Source organism: Lutispora thermophila DSM 19022 (assembly GCF_900142105.1).
GTDB classification, from domain to species: Bacteria; Bacillota; Clostridia; order Lutisporales; family Lutisporaceae; genus Lutispora; species Lutispora thermophila.
Map to the genome: position 1 here is coordinate 35,708 of NZ_FQZS01000018.1, position 13,932 is coordinate 49,639.

Here is a 13,932-nt window from a genome sequence, read left to right on the forward strand (position 1 = left end):
GAAGGAGAAAATATTGAGAATTGAAGTTTTAGAAAATGATAGGTTGGAGGACTTCATAAAGTATTGCAAGATGCATAAAATGGAGATTGATGATTCATTTCTCTATGATGAGGATTTGAGAAATTTCAGACCAGATGATGAAAACCCTACTTATGTAGCCATTGATGAAGATAATAAAATAAAGGCTGTAGCTTCACTTATAGTTGATGAATACAACAGAAGAGGGAAAAAAGGGCGTTTCAGGATATTCCACTCGGAAATACAGAATGTCGAATATTATGATATGCTTTTCAAAGCCATATTAAAGCATGCAGAAGGCTTGGATAAGTTAAATGTTTTTGTCCCATTGCTCAATAAAGAATTGATGGAGATGATGGAAACATTGAGCTTTGACATAGAAAGGCATATATACCTGCTAATTAGAGAAGATTTTGAGGTAACTGAATATGAACTGCCGGAAGGTTATGAAATAAAGGCTTTTAGACGAGGAAAGGATGAAGAGGCGTGGTGTGAAGTAAGAAATTCAGCTTTTGCAAATCTTAAGGGAAATGAAACCCATGTCACACCAGAGCAGGTTTGTAAAATGGTATATGCTGATGAGTATATAGAAGGTGGTCTTATGATACTTTACCATAATGAAAAGCCAATAGGAGTAGTAAGAGGATCAAAGGACGAGCATGAAGGTATGCCTATTATGAACATAGGCCCCCTTGCCATTATGCCTCAGTATCAGGGACGAGGCTTGGGAAGAAACTTGCTTAGAGCTTCCATTAAGTTTGCAAAGGATAATGGATATGATAGAACCATTCTATGTGTAAACGCAGATAACGAAAGAGCAAAAGCTCTATATATTCAGGAAGGTTTCAATCAGATTGAAGGAGTTGCATGCTATAAATATGATTTAACCCAGGAAAGGTACTAGCCTTCCCCGGGTATCCCCACGGTTTGATAAAAGGTCACAAAGCTTTTGCCATTCCATTTCAGAGATGTTTGAACATAACCCAGACCATCGGCATGATATCTTCCGGCAATCAACTGTTCAGCGTACAACTCATATGTTCCGTTTCTTTGATAGTCTATAGGATGTAAGCCACTTAAAGGATCTACCCAGCCTATTATAGGTTCTTTTAAAGTGCCATCGCTATTGTATATTTCTGATAAATACTTCTGTCCCTTATAGGTCAGATCCAGTATATATCTTTTATTATTGGCCTTGCTGATGACCTCTGCTTTGTAATTATCCAGATAGTTTACATCATAATCAAAGTCCTCATCAAAGGCTTCAAAATCGAATATTTTTCGCGGAATATTGTTTTCAAATGTATAAATGTAGTAAAAGCCGGTGGCTCCACTTCCCCCTGAGTCTATGCTTATCAAAATGTCATCAACCTTATTGCCTGTGAAGTCTCCCAAAAAAAGTGTAGGGTTATAGCCACGGTCTTCCTTCAATCTGATTATGATCCTTTTTTTTGTATATCCATCAACAACCATCAATCTGATGTTGCTTCTGGCAGGACTTTCATCACCAAAAGGCTTATCTCCTATGAGGTATATATAATCTTTGATTCTATCTCCATTTACATCTCCCATTTTAAAATCCAGCACATTTTTTATGGGCACATAGCTTTTCAATTCGGACTCACATCCTCTCAAAAATGAATCTTAATGATATAATATGTGTAACGCCATATTTTGCTCACCTTCAGTATGCTTAATCTATGACTGAAGATAGGGGTTGTGCAATATGTTACAAAGCAATATTATGAAATTATAAGCTGATAAGATAATATACGGGGAGGATGACAAATTGATTTATCCCAAAAATACAATATATATTACAGGCACGGCAAAGGTAGCTGCAAACGATCCTATATCTGCAATATATGATATGTTTTTTGTAGGAATAATATTGGAGAAGGATAATGGAAATATTGTGGATGTCACATGCAATATGGTAAGAGATGTGACTTCAGATTTCATAAAATCCATATTGGTGGGCTATAATCTGGAAAATGATATAGAGATCATTGTTGAAGAAATAAAGGAAAGGTTTCTAGGAATAGCCCAGAAAGCTGTTATTGCAGCAGTGAAGGATGCACGAAACAAGTACCTGATGGCAAAACCCAATTGAAAATGATCCATTGATGATATATACTTTTAATAGGTATAATTACATATGTTTTATTTACATGTATATGGATTACACCATTATACAACTGTAAATAAGACCCAGCTAACTACTGTTATGCTGGGTCTTTATTTTTTGATAAGGAGCTGATACTATGTGGGAAGATTGCTTTAAGGAGCTGGAGAGAATTTTAAAAGATAATCTTGAGTATAGAGGTCTGAAGAATGCTTTTCTGGAAGGGGAATTGAAAAAGGCTGCTGAAAGTCTTATGGAAGGGGATACCGTATTTATCGTTACAGGATTTGTCATAAGGGATGCGGCAGTAGGAGAAACAGATGGCCCAATAGGTGCAGTATCCTTGGCTGGGGCACTGAAAGAATTAGGCAAGGAAGTGATTTTCATAACGGATATTTATTCCAAGAATCTGTTGGTGAAATGTGCTGGGGCAAGGGGAATATGTTGTCCTATAAAGGTAATAGACCATGATGTCAATAGATGGTTTTCTTTAAATTTGCTTAAGATATATAAGCCTTCTCATATAATATCCATTGAAAGACCGGGCAGGGCCATGGATGGCAAGTGCTATTCTATGAGGGGAGAAGATTTAAGTGATATTATACCCATTATGGATCCTTTATTTGAGGAAGCAGCAAGACAGGGCATAAAGACTATTGCCATCGGAGACGGCGGAAATGAGATAGGAATGGGAAAGATTCGAGGCTTTGTGGAGGACTCAGTGGATAAGGGTAAATTGATTTGTGCCTCTTTTGCTGCTGATTATCTCATTGTGGCAGGAGTTTCCAACTGGGGTGCCCATGCTTTGGTTGCAAGTCTATCTTGTCTAACCGGAAAATCTCTTCTCCATGATGCAAATACAGAAATAGATATGCTGAAAAGCATAGTAGAAGCTGGAGCCGTAGATGGCTGTACAAAGAAAAGAGCCATGACGGTAGATGGATTAAACCTTGAAGAGAATATTAAAATATTTATGGCATTGAAAGATACAGTAGAAAAACAATTCTATCAAACTAGAAGTGAACTCGCACCAGCCAAAATCTAATGTTGGAGTTGCTCCAGCCTAAGTCCCAGGGGACTCTGTTTCTATCTGTGTTGTGACAGGTTACCAGAGCATAACCCTTTGAGTCAGCACCGGTCACCACAGAAATGTGCGTGACCTTTCCTTTTTTTTCGTAGGCCACGAAATCACCCGGTAAAAGCTTATATGAAGCTTTATAAACTTTTTCATAGCTTCCGTAGGCAATGAGGGAAGCTCTGCCGCTGCTGATCATATAATCTTTAAAGCCCTGGGCATTGAGCCATGCTCTTGTGGCACCGTTTTTATCATAATTCCAGGAGTAGGTCTTCTTGAATTTGCCGCCTTCGTGGAGTATCTGGGAAGCAAAATTGGCGCAATCTCCGCCCTGGGAGTTGTAGTTTCTGTATTTTTTGTTGTATTGATAACCATAATGTTCTTCACTAGCAGCACCACAGTAGCGATCTGCATATTCTACAGCCCCTTTTCTTCTCTCACCTATGCTGGAAAAGTCTCTGGGGCCCTGGGATAATATGAATTCCTTAATGGAATCCACTTTCGGACTGTCTAGATTCAATGAATCTGCAAAGGGGTCATTATACCATTCCTTTGATATGAACCATAAATCATCTTTTTTGACCAGATCAAGGATATGATAGGTCCCTATTCTGGAAACATTTATTTCGTCAGGCTTATCTTCATAAACATATTTATACTCCGTATTGCATAGCAGAGTAACAGATATATGATCTTCGCTCTTTTTGATATTTTTAATTACTACCTTTGGGTTTATTTCCGTGAATTTAACTCCTTGTTTTTGCTCCCAGTTGTGAATATATTTCAACTTCCTTACTTCATATTCATAAGCCCAGCGGCCATATTTGGAATCCTTGGCGTACAATGCCTCGATGGATTCCAAGTCGCTTTCTATAATGGCTTTGTTCCTTATTTCAAATACGAGCTGTACAAAGTCTTTAATTTCTTCATTGGAGTTGAATACATTATAGATGGGCCCTTTGTATAAAAACAGCAATGAAAGCAGAAAAAGGACCGTAATTATTGCAAATTTCGTTTTAATTTCATTGTTCATTTTGTTTTTTGGGGACATCATATAAAATGCTCCTCTGCCATATACGATAATATTTTCAATAGTTAAATATATAGAGATTGGCATAATAAAATTACTAAAATTATATAAAAATTAATAAATTATCTGATAACTTCATCGATGCGTTTTATATATTTTACTGCCAGCTCATTGCCCATGGGTGCACCTTCATACCAAAGTTCTTTAGTATTTTTTCTATTTCCGAAATAGGAAGCCATCATTATTATTTCAGGCCTGTACTCGAAATGGAGGATATCAAAATGTCCCCATTTGCCACCCCATATGAAGTTATTCTTTTCGAATATATGAACTATCTCCATAGGATAAGATTTAAGCCTCTTTTCACCTTCTTCTCTTGAAGCCCATTGCCAGTAATCTCTCTTGTCCATGGCCAGATCAATGGCTATACCGAAGGCATGAGCGCTTAACAGATTGGTCCCTGCAATTTTACGATAATTAAATGTGCCACAGTAAGGTATAACACAAGCTTTAATGTCAGGTCTTTCCTGCGCCAATGGTATGAGTTCAGTCATAACAGATTCCAAAGCTTTGGCCGCATTATTATTTCTATTGAATTTCATATTGAGGTAATCAGTTTTTACGGTTTCCAAATTTGACTGGACCTGTTGTCGAGTAGCACCATAAACTTCTTTGAGTAGTGGATATGATCTGACCCTGCCGGGGTCAAAATCTATGTCCATCAATCTATCTATGGGTCCCAGGGGATAAATTTGCTCCATCATATCCTGTAAGTCAGGTTCAGCTATTTTTTCACTCAAGCTTTTATTCTTTTTATCATCATAAAGTATTTTGTTTCCTGATTTCATTATCAAATATACATTGTCGTCCTCTGAACGCTTCAAGTCCACTATATATTCAGGATATGCCAGCATAAGACATAATAGATGCTGTTTCATCCTTATTTCATACTCATTATCTCCTGGTTCTATTAATGTTCTTAGATTCTGTATATCAACTATATTAAATAAGGACAGGATTGCAATAGAAGAAATTTGAATCAATCTTAAAAGTGTCTTTTTCAATGGTTTTACCTCCTAATGAATACTTCTTGTCTTATTATTCCATAGTATTCACTGCATATTTCACATGTTATCAAAAGAAAAATGTGATATTATATTTATTAATATTAATTTTGTTGGATGTTATACGGGGGATATTATGGATAAGGAAAGATTTATAGATTTCAGGAATAAAGTTGTAGATAATGTTTCAAAGGTTATAGTAGGTAAAGAAGATGTTATTGAACTGATTATCGTAAGCTTCATATGCGGAGGCCATGTGCTTTTGGAGGATGTGCCGGGTCTAGGCAAGACTGTGCTTGTAAAGGCCTTTGCAAAAACCATAGGAAGCGATTTTAAGCGCATACAATTCACACCGGATCTTCTTCCTTCAGACCTCACAGGTATAAATTTCTACAATCAGAAAATCCAAGATTTTGAGTTCAAACCAGGACCATTGTTTTCGAACCTCATCTTGGCAGATGAAATAAACAGAGCCACACCCAGAACCCAGTCCAGCTTGCTGGAAGCCATGGAAGAAAAGCAGATAACAGTAGACGGAGTTACCAGAAAGCTTCAGGAGCCTTTTATGGTCCTTGCAACTCAAAATCCGGTGGAATCCTTTGGCACATTTCCACTGCCTGAAGCCCAGCTGGACAGATTTTTTATGAGGATAACCATGGGATATCCAAAAAGGGATGAGGAGATAGATATAATATTGATGAATAGTTCGGGAAATTCCTTAGAACAGCTTAAGTCAACAATAACCTCTGAAGAAATTCAATATGTGAGGGATAACTATAGAAATGTGAAGGTTTCTAAGGATGTTTTGGGATATATTATGGATATCATAGAAGCTACCAGAAAAGACGAAAGGGTACAGTTGGGAGTTAGTCCTAGAGGAGCCATTGCGTTGTTTAAGGCATGCCAGGCTTATGCTGCCATACAGGGGAGAGACTATATAATTCCCGAAGATGTGAAGAAGATGGCACCATATGTATTGAATCACAGGATGATAATAAAAGGTATAAACAAAGGAAAGTATATTTACGAATTTGCAGAGCTTCTTCTAAAGGGTATAAAAGTTCCGGTGGAAGATATATAGGGGTCTGTTATGATTTATGTACTTGTGTTTCTAATACTCATAGGATTTGCATTGAATTATCTATCTAGGAAATATGTGCTTCATAACTTAGATTACAGCAGAGAAATCAGCAAAAAAGTGGTGGAAGTGGACGAGGAATTTGAGATAAGCACCATAATTGAAAATAGAAAGCTGCTTCCTGTGACCTTTTTGCAGGTAGTAGAAAAATATCCCTCAGTTATTAAATTTAAGTTCAAAACATCTATATCGAAATCAGAAGAGCATTTGTTTCATAGGACTACAATGATGTTGCTTCCCTATCAAAGAGTAAAAAGGAGCGTTAAGGTATCATTTGGCCGCAGGGGAAGAATGGTACTAAGGGATGTGATACTTCTGGGAGGCGATTTGCTGGGTTTTCACACTGCCACCAAGGAATTGAAGTATCTCCAGGAGATTGTGGTTTTGCCCAAGAAGACCAGCTTGGATGATGAAATACTCCCATATGGAAACTATTATGGCGATATATCGGTAAAAAGATGGATAATAGATGATCCACTGTTGACTGTAGGTATAAGAGAATACACAGGTAGCGAACCCATGAAAAGCATACATTGGCCTTCCTCCCTGAGGACAGGTGCCTTGATGGTAAAACAGTTGGATTTTACCACAGACAATACCGTTATGATAGCCTTGAATATTGAATGCTCGAAGCCTTTTTGGAGCGGATTTAATATAGGATATATAGAGAGATGCATCTCCATCACAAGAGAAGTTATGGAAAGATTTGAAGAAGCGGGTATACCCTATGGACTTGTTTCAAATGCTCGATATAGTGGAGCTTTGAATTCCGGTAGCACTGCCGGTGTAGGGTATGGGAGAGCCCATTATAACAATCTGGTTGAAAATCTGGGTAGAATTGAATACAGCATTACTATGACTTTTGATGAGCTCTTGGATAACATGACAAAGGACAGCGGCAGCTATACCACATATGTGATCATAACCCCTGTCATGCTTAAAGACTATATAGATGTTGTCAATATTTTGAGCAATAAGTCCATGAGAATGGTGGTAATATCTCTCCATGAAACTAATCTTGAGTACCTTAAGGATGGAATAATTGCCTATGTGGGAAGAAAGGAATAGACTATGAAGCAGCTTGTCTTTATAAGAATATTGAGTGATGTGTCAATTATGTTTGCATTATGCTGTTATCTTCTTTCCTTTATTGGAGATGTGAAGCTGAGCGGCATAACCTATTTGATCGTATGTGTCATGATTTTTGGAGCCCATGAGATAAAGCGGGGCAGCAGGAAGAAGGCCTATGGCTTCTGCGTCTTGTTTCTTGTAATATTTATGTTTGCAAAGACCCTAGTAGATATGATATTCATTGGGATATTAGTTTTCTATTCCATGTATACGGTCTTCAAAGGATTAGGTGAAATAGGCTATTATATGGCCGTGGAAAGATTTAATAAAGGTCTTATTATATTGGCTGCCATGTTCTTGCTGGCTTTATTTGCACATAATATGGTTGTTATAGAAACCAAATCAGCTCCTTTTATGATAATCTTTCTGGTAACTGCGGTTATTCTCATCAGATCTTTCAGGCTCCTTCAATATAACGAAGATATAACCCAGCTCAACAGGATCAATATAAGGTATTCCATAATAGTGGTTGCATTATCTTTTGGCCTGAGCATACCCCAAGTGAGACAATATATTTTTAAGGTCGTGGGTAACATATATGATCTTTTGGTGCAAGGGATAGTGTTCATATTCTATGGTGTGTTTATCATTATGGGCAAGGGAATAGAGTATGCTATAGCCTTTATGAAGGCGCTTATGGAAAAAAAGAGCATTGGAGAACTCTTGGAATCTCAGGGATCATACTTTGACAATGTTGAGATTTACAATACCGAGAGCCTCATAGAGATCATAAACAGAAGCATTATATTTAAGATTATCATAAATGTGTTGGTAACTATTCTGATTTTTCTTGCATTGTACCATTTTATGAGGATGTTGATGAAAAATAATCATATCAAGAGGAATGATGAAGGAGAGTATATGGAGATCAGGGAATTCATCACCAGAGATAGGAATCATAAGAAATTACGAAAAATCACATTGCCTTTCATGGCAGGAAAGTATGATGAGTATATAAGGTATTACTATCAGAAGTTTATGAGGCTATGTGTAACAAACGGAGTCGAAATATTAAAAGCCGATACTACTCAGGATATCAGCAGAAAATCAGAAACCAACTTTGACAAAGCATCTGTGGATGAAATGAGGAAAATATATATAAAAATTAGATACGGAGAAGACTCGGGAGATAAGGATAATGCCAGGAGGTTTTACAACTATTATAAAAGGTTGAAGAGATGAGAACCGTAAAATGAGCATATCTACATCATTCTATTAGAGGCATAAAATGCAGCCATAAAACTTCAACAAATCAAGGAAATGGATATACCATGCACAGCATGTTTAACCTTTCCATAGCGAGCGCAAAAGTGGATGGATAGTTTTTAATGGTGTTGCAGCTAAATATGTCGCTAACTATATGTATTGGTTTGAGTGGTTTGAAATCTTTAGCACAGGGAAAGATACTGCAAAAAGCAAAAATTTACTAGTGCAATGTCATATTCTCATATTGATGCAAAATTAAAGGATTTTACAGTCAGAGGAGTAATCTATATATAACCCGTGTAAAATACTTGTGATTTTGCAATTATATAATGTATAATCAGATGAATGAAGAGTTGTATTTATGGCGGAATATTTGGTGTTCAATATAGAGGAGGAAACATAAACATGGACAGGCACTTTACAGTTTCGGTATTTATTGCTCATAAAGATAAAGTATTATTGCACTTACATTAAAAGGCTAAAAAAATACTTCCTTTGGGTGGGCATATAGAAGTGAATGAATTACCGCAAGAAGCGTGTATTCGTGAAGCATGCGAAGAAGCAGGCCTAGAAATAAGCCTATATGACCCAGTAATCAAAGAATTAAAGAAATCCTGTGAATTAGTAGGAGAAAAACTATTAATAAATCCTATGTACACAATTTTAGGTGAAATAATAGCACCAAAGCATTGGCATATAGACTTTGTCTATTATGCAACTGCAAAACCTTATGAAATAAGACCCGCCGTTGGAGAATCTAATTTGCTCAAGTGGCATACTCAAGAAGAGTTGAAAATGCTGATAATATCCAAAAAAATATTATTACAATGGCTAATGAAGCACTAGAATTATTAGGTAAAAAATAGATTATTCCAGAATATGATTTGGATAATAGTTAAGGGAACTTTTAACAAATTCCCTTAAAAATAATATATTATCAGCACCATTCTTTAACATAACCTTAATCTATATTTTGTCCCAATCAATATACATATTGAGCTTTTCAACAAACTTTTCCAGGTATCTCGCTTCAAGTTCTGTAAACCTGTTGAATTCGGGACTGTCTAAGTCCAGCACACCATATACTTTATCGTTTTTTATTATAGGCACTACTATTTCCGAATTGGATGCACTGTCGCAGGCTATGTGTCCTGGAAACTCATGAACATTAGGTACTATCTGAGTTTTTCGGGTAGAAGCAGCAGTGCCGCATACACCGGAACCCAGCTTTATCCTATTGCAAGCAGGCAATCCCTGAAAGGGTCCCAGCACCAGCTCATCATCTCTCATTATGTAGAAGCCTGACCAATTGAGCCTATCCATAACAGCTTTTATTATGGCAGATGCATTGGACAAGTTTGCTAAAACATCTTTTTCTGAAGATAACTGACCTTCCAATAGAACCAGCATATAGCTGAGCTTTTGCTCTTCATTCATTTTTTCAATTCCATTGAGTTTAAACATACAATAACCTCCTATAAGTTTATTTCCTGATCTTTGGCTGAGATTTCTACAACCTTTGTTGAATAATCCTTAACCTTTTCCATAAAGGATTTAATTGCAGCATAATCTTCACCAAAATGCATGGGGATAAAATACTCAGGTCTTATTTCCTTTATGAAATATTCTCCCCCCAGGCTATAATTGTGTCTTAATCTTGGGTCGACAGGGAAAAAGGCAATATTAATATTTGTATCCCTGAGTTTATGTATTTCTTTCTTGAAGGCTTCTTCCATAACACGTATTTCTTCCGGAGTATCGTCCCACCAATACCACCAGTTCAAATCTCCCGCATGAAAAATGGTCAGGCCATCAATAGCAATGAGGAAGGAAACTCCAAGGTCAGTGGAACCTAAAGCTTTTATGTGTGTATCATCAATGCGTGTCTCTTCATCTGGAGACATAAATGTGATGCTTTCATCAGGTCTATTTAGCTGAATATCATGGCTGAAAATATATTTTATGTTTTCTTTGTTGCTTTTCCACTTAAGTATATCAGGGTTGTAATGATCCGGATGACCATGGGAAGCAAACACAATAGTATCTTTTTGAGTGAGCCTTGGAGAACCCTTGTAGTAGTCGAAGATTAGTTGATGTTTCTCAGTTTCAACTGAAAAACCGCTGTTAAACAAGTATTGAATCTTAACATTTTTCATAGACATACCACCTTTTAGATGATGAATATAATATATTATACCAAAAGCTATATATATCAAGTATTATTGTTAACTATTTTTTGGTATAATAATTATAATTATATTTGAAAAATCACCAGAAAAAAAGAAAACATATAGCTATAAAATCATGAAAGGAGTTTTCTTATGAAGTTTAAATTTGAGCATAATAACATTAATGTGCTGGATTTAGATAGAAGCATAGCCTTTTACAAAGCTGCACTAGGCCTACAAGAAGTGAAAAGAAAAGAACATGAAAATGGAGATTTTATCCTAGTATTCATGGGTGACGGAATAACTGAGCATCAGTTGGAACTGACGTGGCTCAGGGATAGGACTGAACCCTATGATCTGGGGGATAATGAATTCCATATTGCTTTCAGAGTAGATGCTTTTGAGGCAGCCTATGAGTATCACAAGGAAAATGGATGGATCTGCTTTGAAAACGAAGAAATGGGCATCTATTTCATAGAAGATCCCGATGGATATTGGATAGAGATTCTGCCTGCAAAATAGGCAAAAGCAGTGGGTATGGATTTACATAGAACCGTTCCTGCTTTTCTATTAAAATGGAAAAGGAGTGGTATTTTCTACTTAAAAAGTAGTTTTGCCACTCCTTTCATTGTATAGGCATGTATATTTAAAACAATAGTGAATTCCAGGAATAATTTTCCTGGAATTCACAAAGGGCGATTAAGGGTGCATTGCAATCTTTTACTTAGTATAGTTATCGAAATAGCCTTGAATATATATTACAGGTGTTCCTTTATCTCCGCTGCCTGAAGTCAAATCGCAGAGAGAGCCTATAAGGTCTGTAAGTCTTCTTGGAGTAGTACCCTGGGTTTCCATCTTACCCACCAGATCAGCTTCCTTGTTCTTTATATATTCTGATATGGCCTTTTGAAGTTCTTCTCCTTTTAGATGAGAGAAATGGTTGTCTGCTATATATTTTAGCTTGATTTCATTTGGGGTTCCTTCCAATCCTGCTGTATAGCCAGGAGATACCACTGGATCAGCTAGTTCCCATATTTTACCTACGGGGTCTTTGAAAGCTCCATCTCCATAGACCATTACTTCTACAGTCTTGCCAGTTTTTACATAAAGCTCTTTTTGAACTTTTTCTACCAGTTCCCTACAATTTCTTGGAAATAGTTTTACGGTGTCTTCAGTAGCTTTATTGGAACCTAGCAGCCCATATAATTCATTGTATCCGCTGCCGTCTATGGATTCAGTCAAGATATCTTCAAGGCCATAGACTTTTTCTCCTCCATTGGCAAGAAGAAGTCTTTTTGTTCTCTTTCTTGAGTGAATATCACAGGCTAATACGCTCTTTGTATAGTTCAATATGGTTTTTGGGTCGTTGGAGAATATGATTTCACACTCAACCCCATATTCTTCAACTATGGATTTATAGTATTCTATATAATCAATTCCGGTAAAAGGATGTTTATTATAGCCGAAATAGTTTCTGAATTCCTCTTCTGTCAATACATCAGTCCAAGGATTTACGCCCTTCACATCCAATACATCTATATCAACCAAATGATTGCCTACTTCGTCAGAAGGATAGCTGAACATTAGGATAATCTTTTTAGCTCCCTTTGCTATACCTCTTAAGCAAATAGCAAATCTGTTTCTGCTTAATATGGGAAATATAACTCCTATTGTATCGTCACCGAATTTACGCTTGATGTCCTTTGCGATAGCATCGATGCTTGCATAATTACCCTGAGATCTAGCCACTACAGACTCAGTTATGGCCACAACATCTCTGTCACATATGGAAAAGCCTTCAGATTGAGAGGCCTTCAACACTGTATCCACTACAATTGAAGATATATCGTCACCTTGCATTATTATGGGTGTTCTCAGACCTCTAACCACTGTACCAACTATTCTTTCCATTTTAACATCTCCTCACAATTTACTTTTTGGGATTAATATGCATTTCCCTCTTGTACTATATACCATTATGTGATATAAGTAAAATAAATATCTGTTATAGCCCGTATAATAGGAGGTTATACCTTGATAAAGCTTGAATTATATAGAGTTTTTTGTGAAGTAGCAAAGCAGCAAAGTCTTTCAAAGGCCGCTGCAGTACTTTATATGACTCAGCCTGCGGTAAGCCAGGCAATAGCCCAATTGGAGAGAGATCTGGGTCTTAGGCTTTTTACCAGGACCTCTAAAGGAGTTATATTGACCAATGAAGGGAAGCTGCTATATGAATATGCCAACTCTGCCATAAACCTTATAAAAAAGGGTGAAGAGAAGCTTGAGGAATGGAAGAATCTATCGGCAGGCGAGTTGAAAATCGGAGTGGGAGACACCATATCGAGACATTATTTGCTGCCATATTTGGAAAAATTTCATAGTTTGTATTCAAACATAAAATTGAAAATAATCAATAAGACTACTTTGGAGCTTTGTGCATTGGTTAAATCCGGAGAGATAGATATTGCAATATGCAACTTACCAATAGAAGATCCTGCACTGGAGATAATGAAAATAATGGACATACATGATATTTTTGTATGTGGCAATTTATACAGGAATAAGCTACCACAGGTTTTAAGCCTGGAACAATTGGCCAACCTTCCTCTCATACTATTAGAACCAAAATCCAACTCAAGGTTATATGTGGAGAAGTTTTTTTTATCTAAAGGCATAAGCATAAAACCGGAAATAGAACTGGGTTCCCATGATCTGCTGCTGGAATTTGCACGGATAAACTTAGGCATATCCTGTGTGATAAGGGAATTTTCTCAAGAATATCTGAAAAAAAAGGAACTTTTTGAAATAAAAATCAATGAAAATATCCCCAAGAGGAATATTGGCATATGTTTTTTGAAAAGCGTCTCTTTGTCGCCTACATCGGAAAGGTTTGTCCAAATATTAGGAAAATATTGATAGGCGGATGCCACATTTTTTTTAATTATCGTGATATAATAATATCACAAAGTGTTTTAAC

Annotated in this window: 15 protein-coding genes; 9 read left to right on the forward strand and 6 right to left on the reverse strand. The window is 36.7% G+C overall.

The genetic code is table 11. From position 1 onward, the window contains the following. Positions 1 to 13: 13 nt before the first annotated feature. A complete protein-coding gene (locus tag BUB48_RS12790) occupies positions 14 to 922 on the forward strand; it encodes a GNAT family N-acetyltransferase (RefSeq protein WP_073026623.1) in 909 nt (302 codons plus the stop codon). Here BUB48_RS12790 and BUB48_RS12795 read toward each other — a convergent pair. Next, positions 919 to 1,590 carry a VCBS repeat-containing protein gene (locus tag BUB48_RS12795; protein ID WP_242944216.1) on the reverse strand — a complete coding sequence of 224 codons (672 nt, stop codon included), beginning with the start codon at positions 1,588 to 1,590 and terminating at the stop codon, positions 919 to 921. The genes BUB48_RS12790 and BUB48_RS12795 overlap by 4 nt on opposite strands. Before the next feature lie 217 nt (positions 1,591 to 1,807). On the opposite strand from BUB48_RS12795, the gene BUB48_RS12800 reads away from it, so the two are divergent. Continuing rightward, a complete protein-coding gene (locus BUB48_RS12800) occupies positions 1,808 to 2,131 on the forward strand; it encodes a DUF3870 domain-containing protein (protein ID WP_175548422.1) in 324 nt (107 codons plus the stop codon). A 151-nt stretch (positions 2,132 to 2,282) separates the two neighbouring features. Continuing rightward, complete coding sequence (locus BUB48_RS12805) at positions 2,283 to 3,188, forward strand: DUF4392 domain-containing protein (protein WP_073026625.1); 906 nt, start codon at positions 2,283 to 2,285, stop codon at positions 3,186 to 3,188. Here the strand turns inward: BUB48_RS12805 and BUB48_RS12810 are convergent. Next, positions 3,157 to 4,272, reverse strand: a complete 1,116-nt coding sequence (locus BUB48_RS12810) for an amidase domain-containing protein (RefSeq protein WP_073026626.1) — start codon at positions 4,270 to 4,272, stop codon at positions 3,157 to 3,159. The genes BUB48_RS12805 and BUB48_RS12810 overlap by 32 nt on opposite strands. Before the next feature lie 98 nt (positions 4,273 to 4,370). Continuing rightward, positions 4,371 to 5,312 (reverse strand): M15 family metallopeptidase, encoded by a 942-nt coding sequence (locus tag BUB48_RS12815; RefSeq protein ID WP_073026627.1) that lies wholly within the window; start codon positions 5,310 to 5,312, stop codon positions 4,371 to 4,373. Between the two features lie 136 nt (positions 5,313 to 5,448). Between BUB48_RS12815 and BUB48_RS12820 the strand changes: the two genes are divergently transcribed. From BUB48_RS12820 to BUB48_RS12840, 4 genes are all read left to right on the forward strand, one after another. Continuing rightward, complete coding sequence (locus tag BUB48_RS12820; protein ID WP_073026628.1) at positions 5,449 to 6,393, forward strand: AAA family ATPase; 945 nt, start codon at positions 5,449 to 5,451, stop codon at positions 6,391 to 6,393. A 9-nt stretch (positions 6,394 to 6,402) separates the two neighbouring features. Next, positions 6,403 to 7,518, forward strand: a complete 1,116-nt coding sequence (locus BUB48_RS12825) for a DUF58 domain-containing protein (protein ID WP_073026629.1) — start codon at positions 6,403 to 6,405, stop codon at positions 7,516 to 7,518. A 3-nt stretch (positions 7,519 to 7,521) separates the two neighbouring features. Beyond that, positions 7,522 to 8,763 carry a hypothetical protein gene (locus tag BUB48_RS12830; RefSeq protein WP_073026630.1) on the forward strand — a complete coding sequence of 414 codons (1,242 nt, stop codon included), beginning with the start codon at positions 7,522 to 7,524 and terminating at the stop codon, positions 8,761 to 8,763. Between the two features lie 537 nt (positions 8,764 to 9,300). Then, positions 9,301 to 9,633: an NUDIX domain-containing protein gene (locus tag BUB48_RS12840; RefSeq protein WP_242944214.1), complete on the forward strand. Its 333-nt coding sequence runs from the start codon at positions 9,301 to 9,303 to the stop codon at positions 9,631 to 9,633. A 120-nt stretch (positions 9,634 to 9,753) separates the two neighbouring features. On the opposite strand, the gene BUB48_RS12845 is transcribed toward BUB48_RS12840, so the two are convergent. Both BUB48_RS12845 and BUB48_RS12850 read right to left on the reverse strand, forming a co-directional pair. Further along, positions 9,754 to 10,251: a GAF domain-containing protein gene (locus tag BUB48_RS12845; protein ID WP_073026631.1), complete on the reverse strand. Its 498-nt coding sequence runs from the start codon at positions 10,249 to 10,251 to the stop codon at positions 9,754 to 9,756. Between the two features lie 11 nt (positions 10,252 to 10,262). Next, positions 10,263 to 10,943, reverse strand: a complete 681-nt coding sequence (locus tag BUB48_RS12850) for an MBL fold metallo-hydrolase (RefSeq protein WP_333782611.1) — start codon at positions 10,941 to 10,943, stop codon at positions 10,263 to 10,265. 165 nt (positions 10,944 to 11,108) lie between these two features. On the opposite strand from BUB48_RS12850, the gene BUB48_RS12855 reads away from it, so the two are divergent. Next, positions 11,109 to 11,477: a VOC family protein gene (locus BUB48_RS12855; protein ID WP_073026633.1), complete on the forward strand. Its 369-nt coding sequence runs from the start codon at positions 11,109 to 11,111 to the stop codon at positions 11,475 to 11,477. Between the two features lie 198 nt (positions 11,478 to 11,675). On the opposite strand, the gene BUB48_RS12860 is transcribed toward BUB48_RS12855, so the two are convergent. Beyond that, positions 11,676 to 12,866 carry a coenzyme F420-0:L-glutamate ligase gene (locus BUB48_RS12860; protein WP_073026634.1) on the reverse strand — a complete coding sequence of 397 codons (1,191 nt, stop codon included), beginning with the start codon at positions 12,864 to 12,866 and terminating at the stop codon, positions 11,676 to 11,678. A 123-nt stretch (positions 12,867 to 12,989) separates the two neighbouring features. On the opposite strand from BUB48_RS12860, the gene BUB48_RS12865 reads away from it, so the two are divergent. Beyond that, the gene (locus tag BUB48_RS12865) at positions 12,990 to 13,871 is read left to right on the forward strand and encodes a LysR family transcriptional regulator (RefSeq protein WP_073026635.1); all 882 of its coding nucleotides are present in this window, start codon (positions 12,990 to 12,992) and stop codon (positions 13,869 to 13,871) included. Positions 13,872 to 13,932: the final 61 nt, after the last annotated feature.

What these genes read in the sequence shown, in the direction of transcription:
- BUB48_RS12795 (WP_242944216.1), bottom strand. Translation starts at nt 1,590, where the DNA reads ATGGGAGATGTAAATGGAGATAGAATCAAAGATTATATATACCTCATA.
- BUB48_RS12805 (WP_073026625.1), top strand. Translation starts at nt 2,283, where the DNA reads ATGTGGGAAGATTGCTTTAAGGAGCTGGAGAGAATTTTAAAAGATAAT.
- BUB48_RS12810 (WP_073026626.1), bottom strand. Translation starts at nt 4,272, where the DNA reads ATGATGTCCCCAAAAAACAAAATGAACAATGAAATTAAAACGAAATTT.
- BUB48_RS12820 (WP_073026628.1), top strand. Translation starts at nt 5,449, where the DNA reads ATGGATAAGGAAAGATTTATAGATTTCAGGAATAAAGTTGTAGATAAT.
- BUB48_RS12825 (WP_073026629.1), top strand. Translation starts at nt 6,403, where the DNA reads ATGATTTATGTACTTGTGTTTCTAATACTCATAGGATTTGCATTGAAT.
- BUB48_RS12830 (WP_073026630.1), top strand. Translation starts at nt 7,522, where the DNA reads ATGAAGCAGCTTGTCTTTATAAGAATATTGAGTGATGTGTCAATTATG.
- BUB48_RS12845 (WP_073026631.1), bottom strand. Translation starts at nt 10,251, where the DNA reads ATGTTTAAACTCAATGGAATTGAAAAAATGAATGAAGAGCAAAAGCTC.
- BUB48_RS12850 (WP_333782611.1), bottom strand. Translation starts at nt 10,943, where the DNA reads ATGAAAAATGTTAAGATTCAATACTTGTTTAACAGCGGTTTTTCAGTT.
- BUB48_RS12855 (WP_073026633.1), top strand. Translation starts at nt 11,109, where the DNA reads ATGAAGTTTAAATTTGAGCATAATAACATTAATGTGCTGGATTTAGAT.
- BUB48_RS12860 (WP_073026634.1), bottom strand. Translation starts at nt 12,866, where the DNA reads ATGGAAAGAATAGTTGGTACAGTGGTTAGAGGTCTGAGAACACCCATA.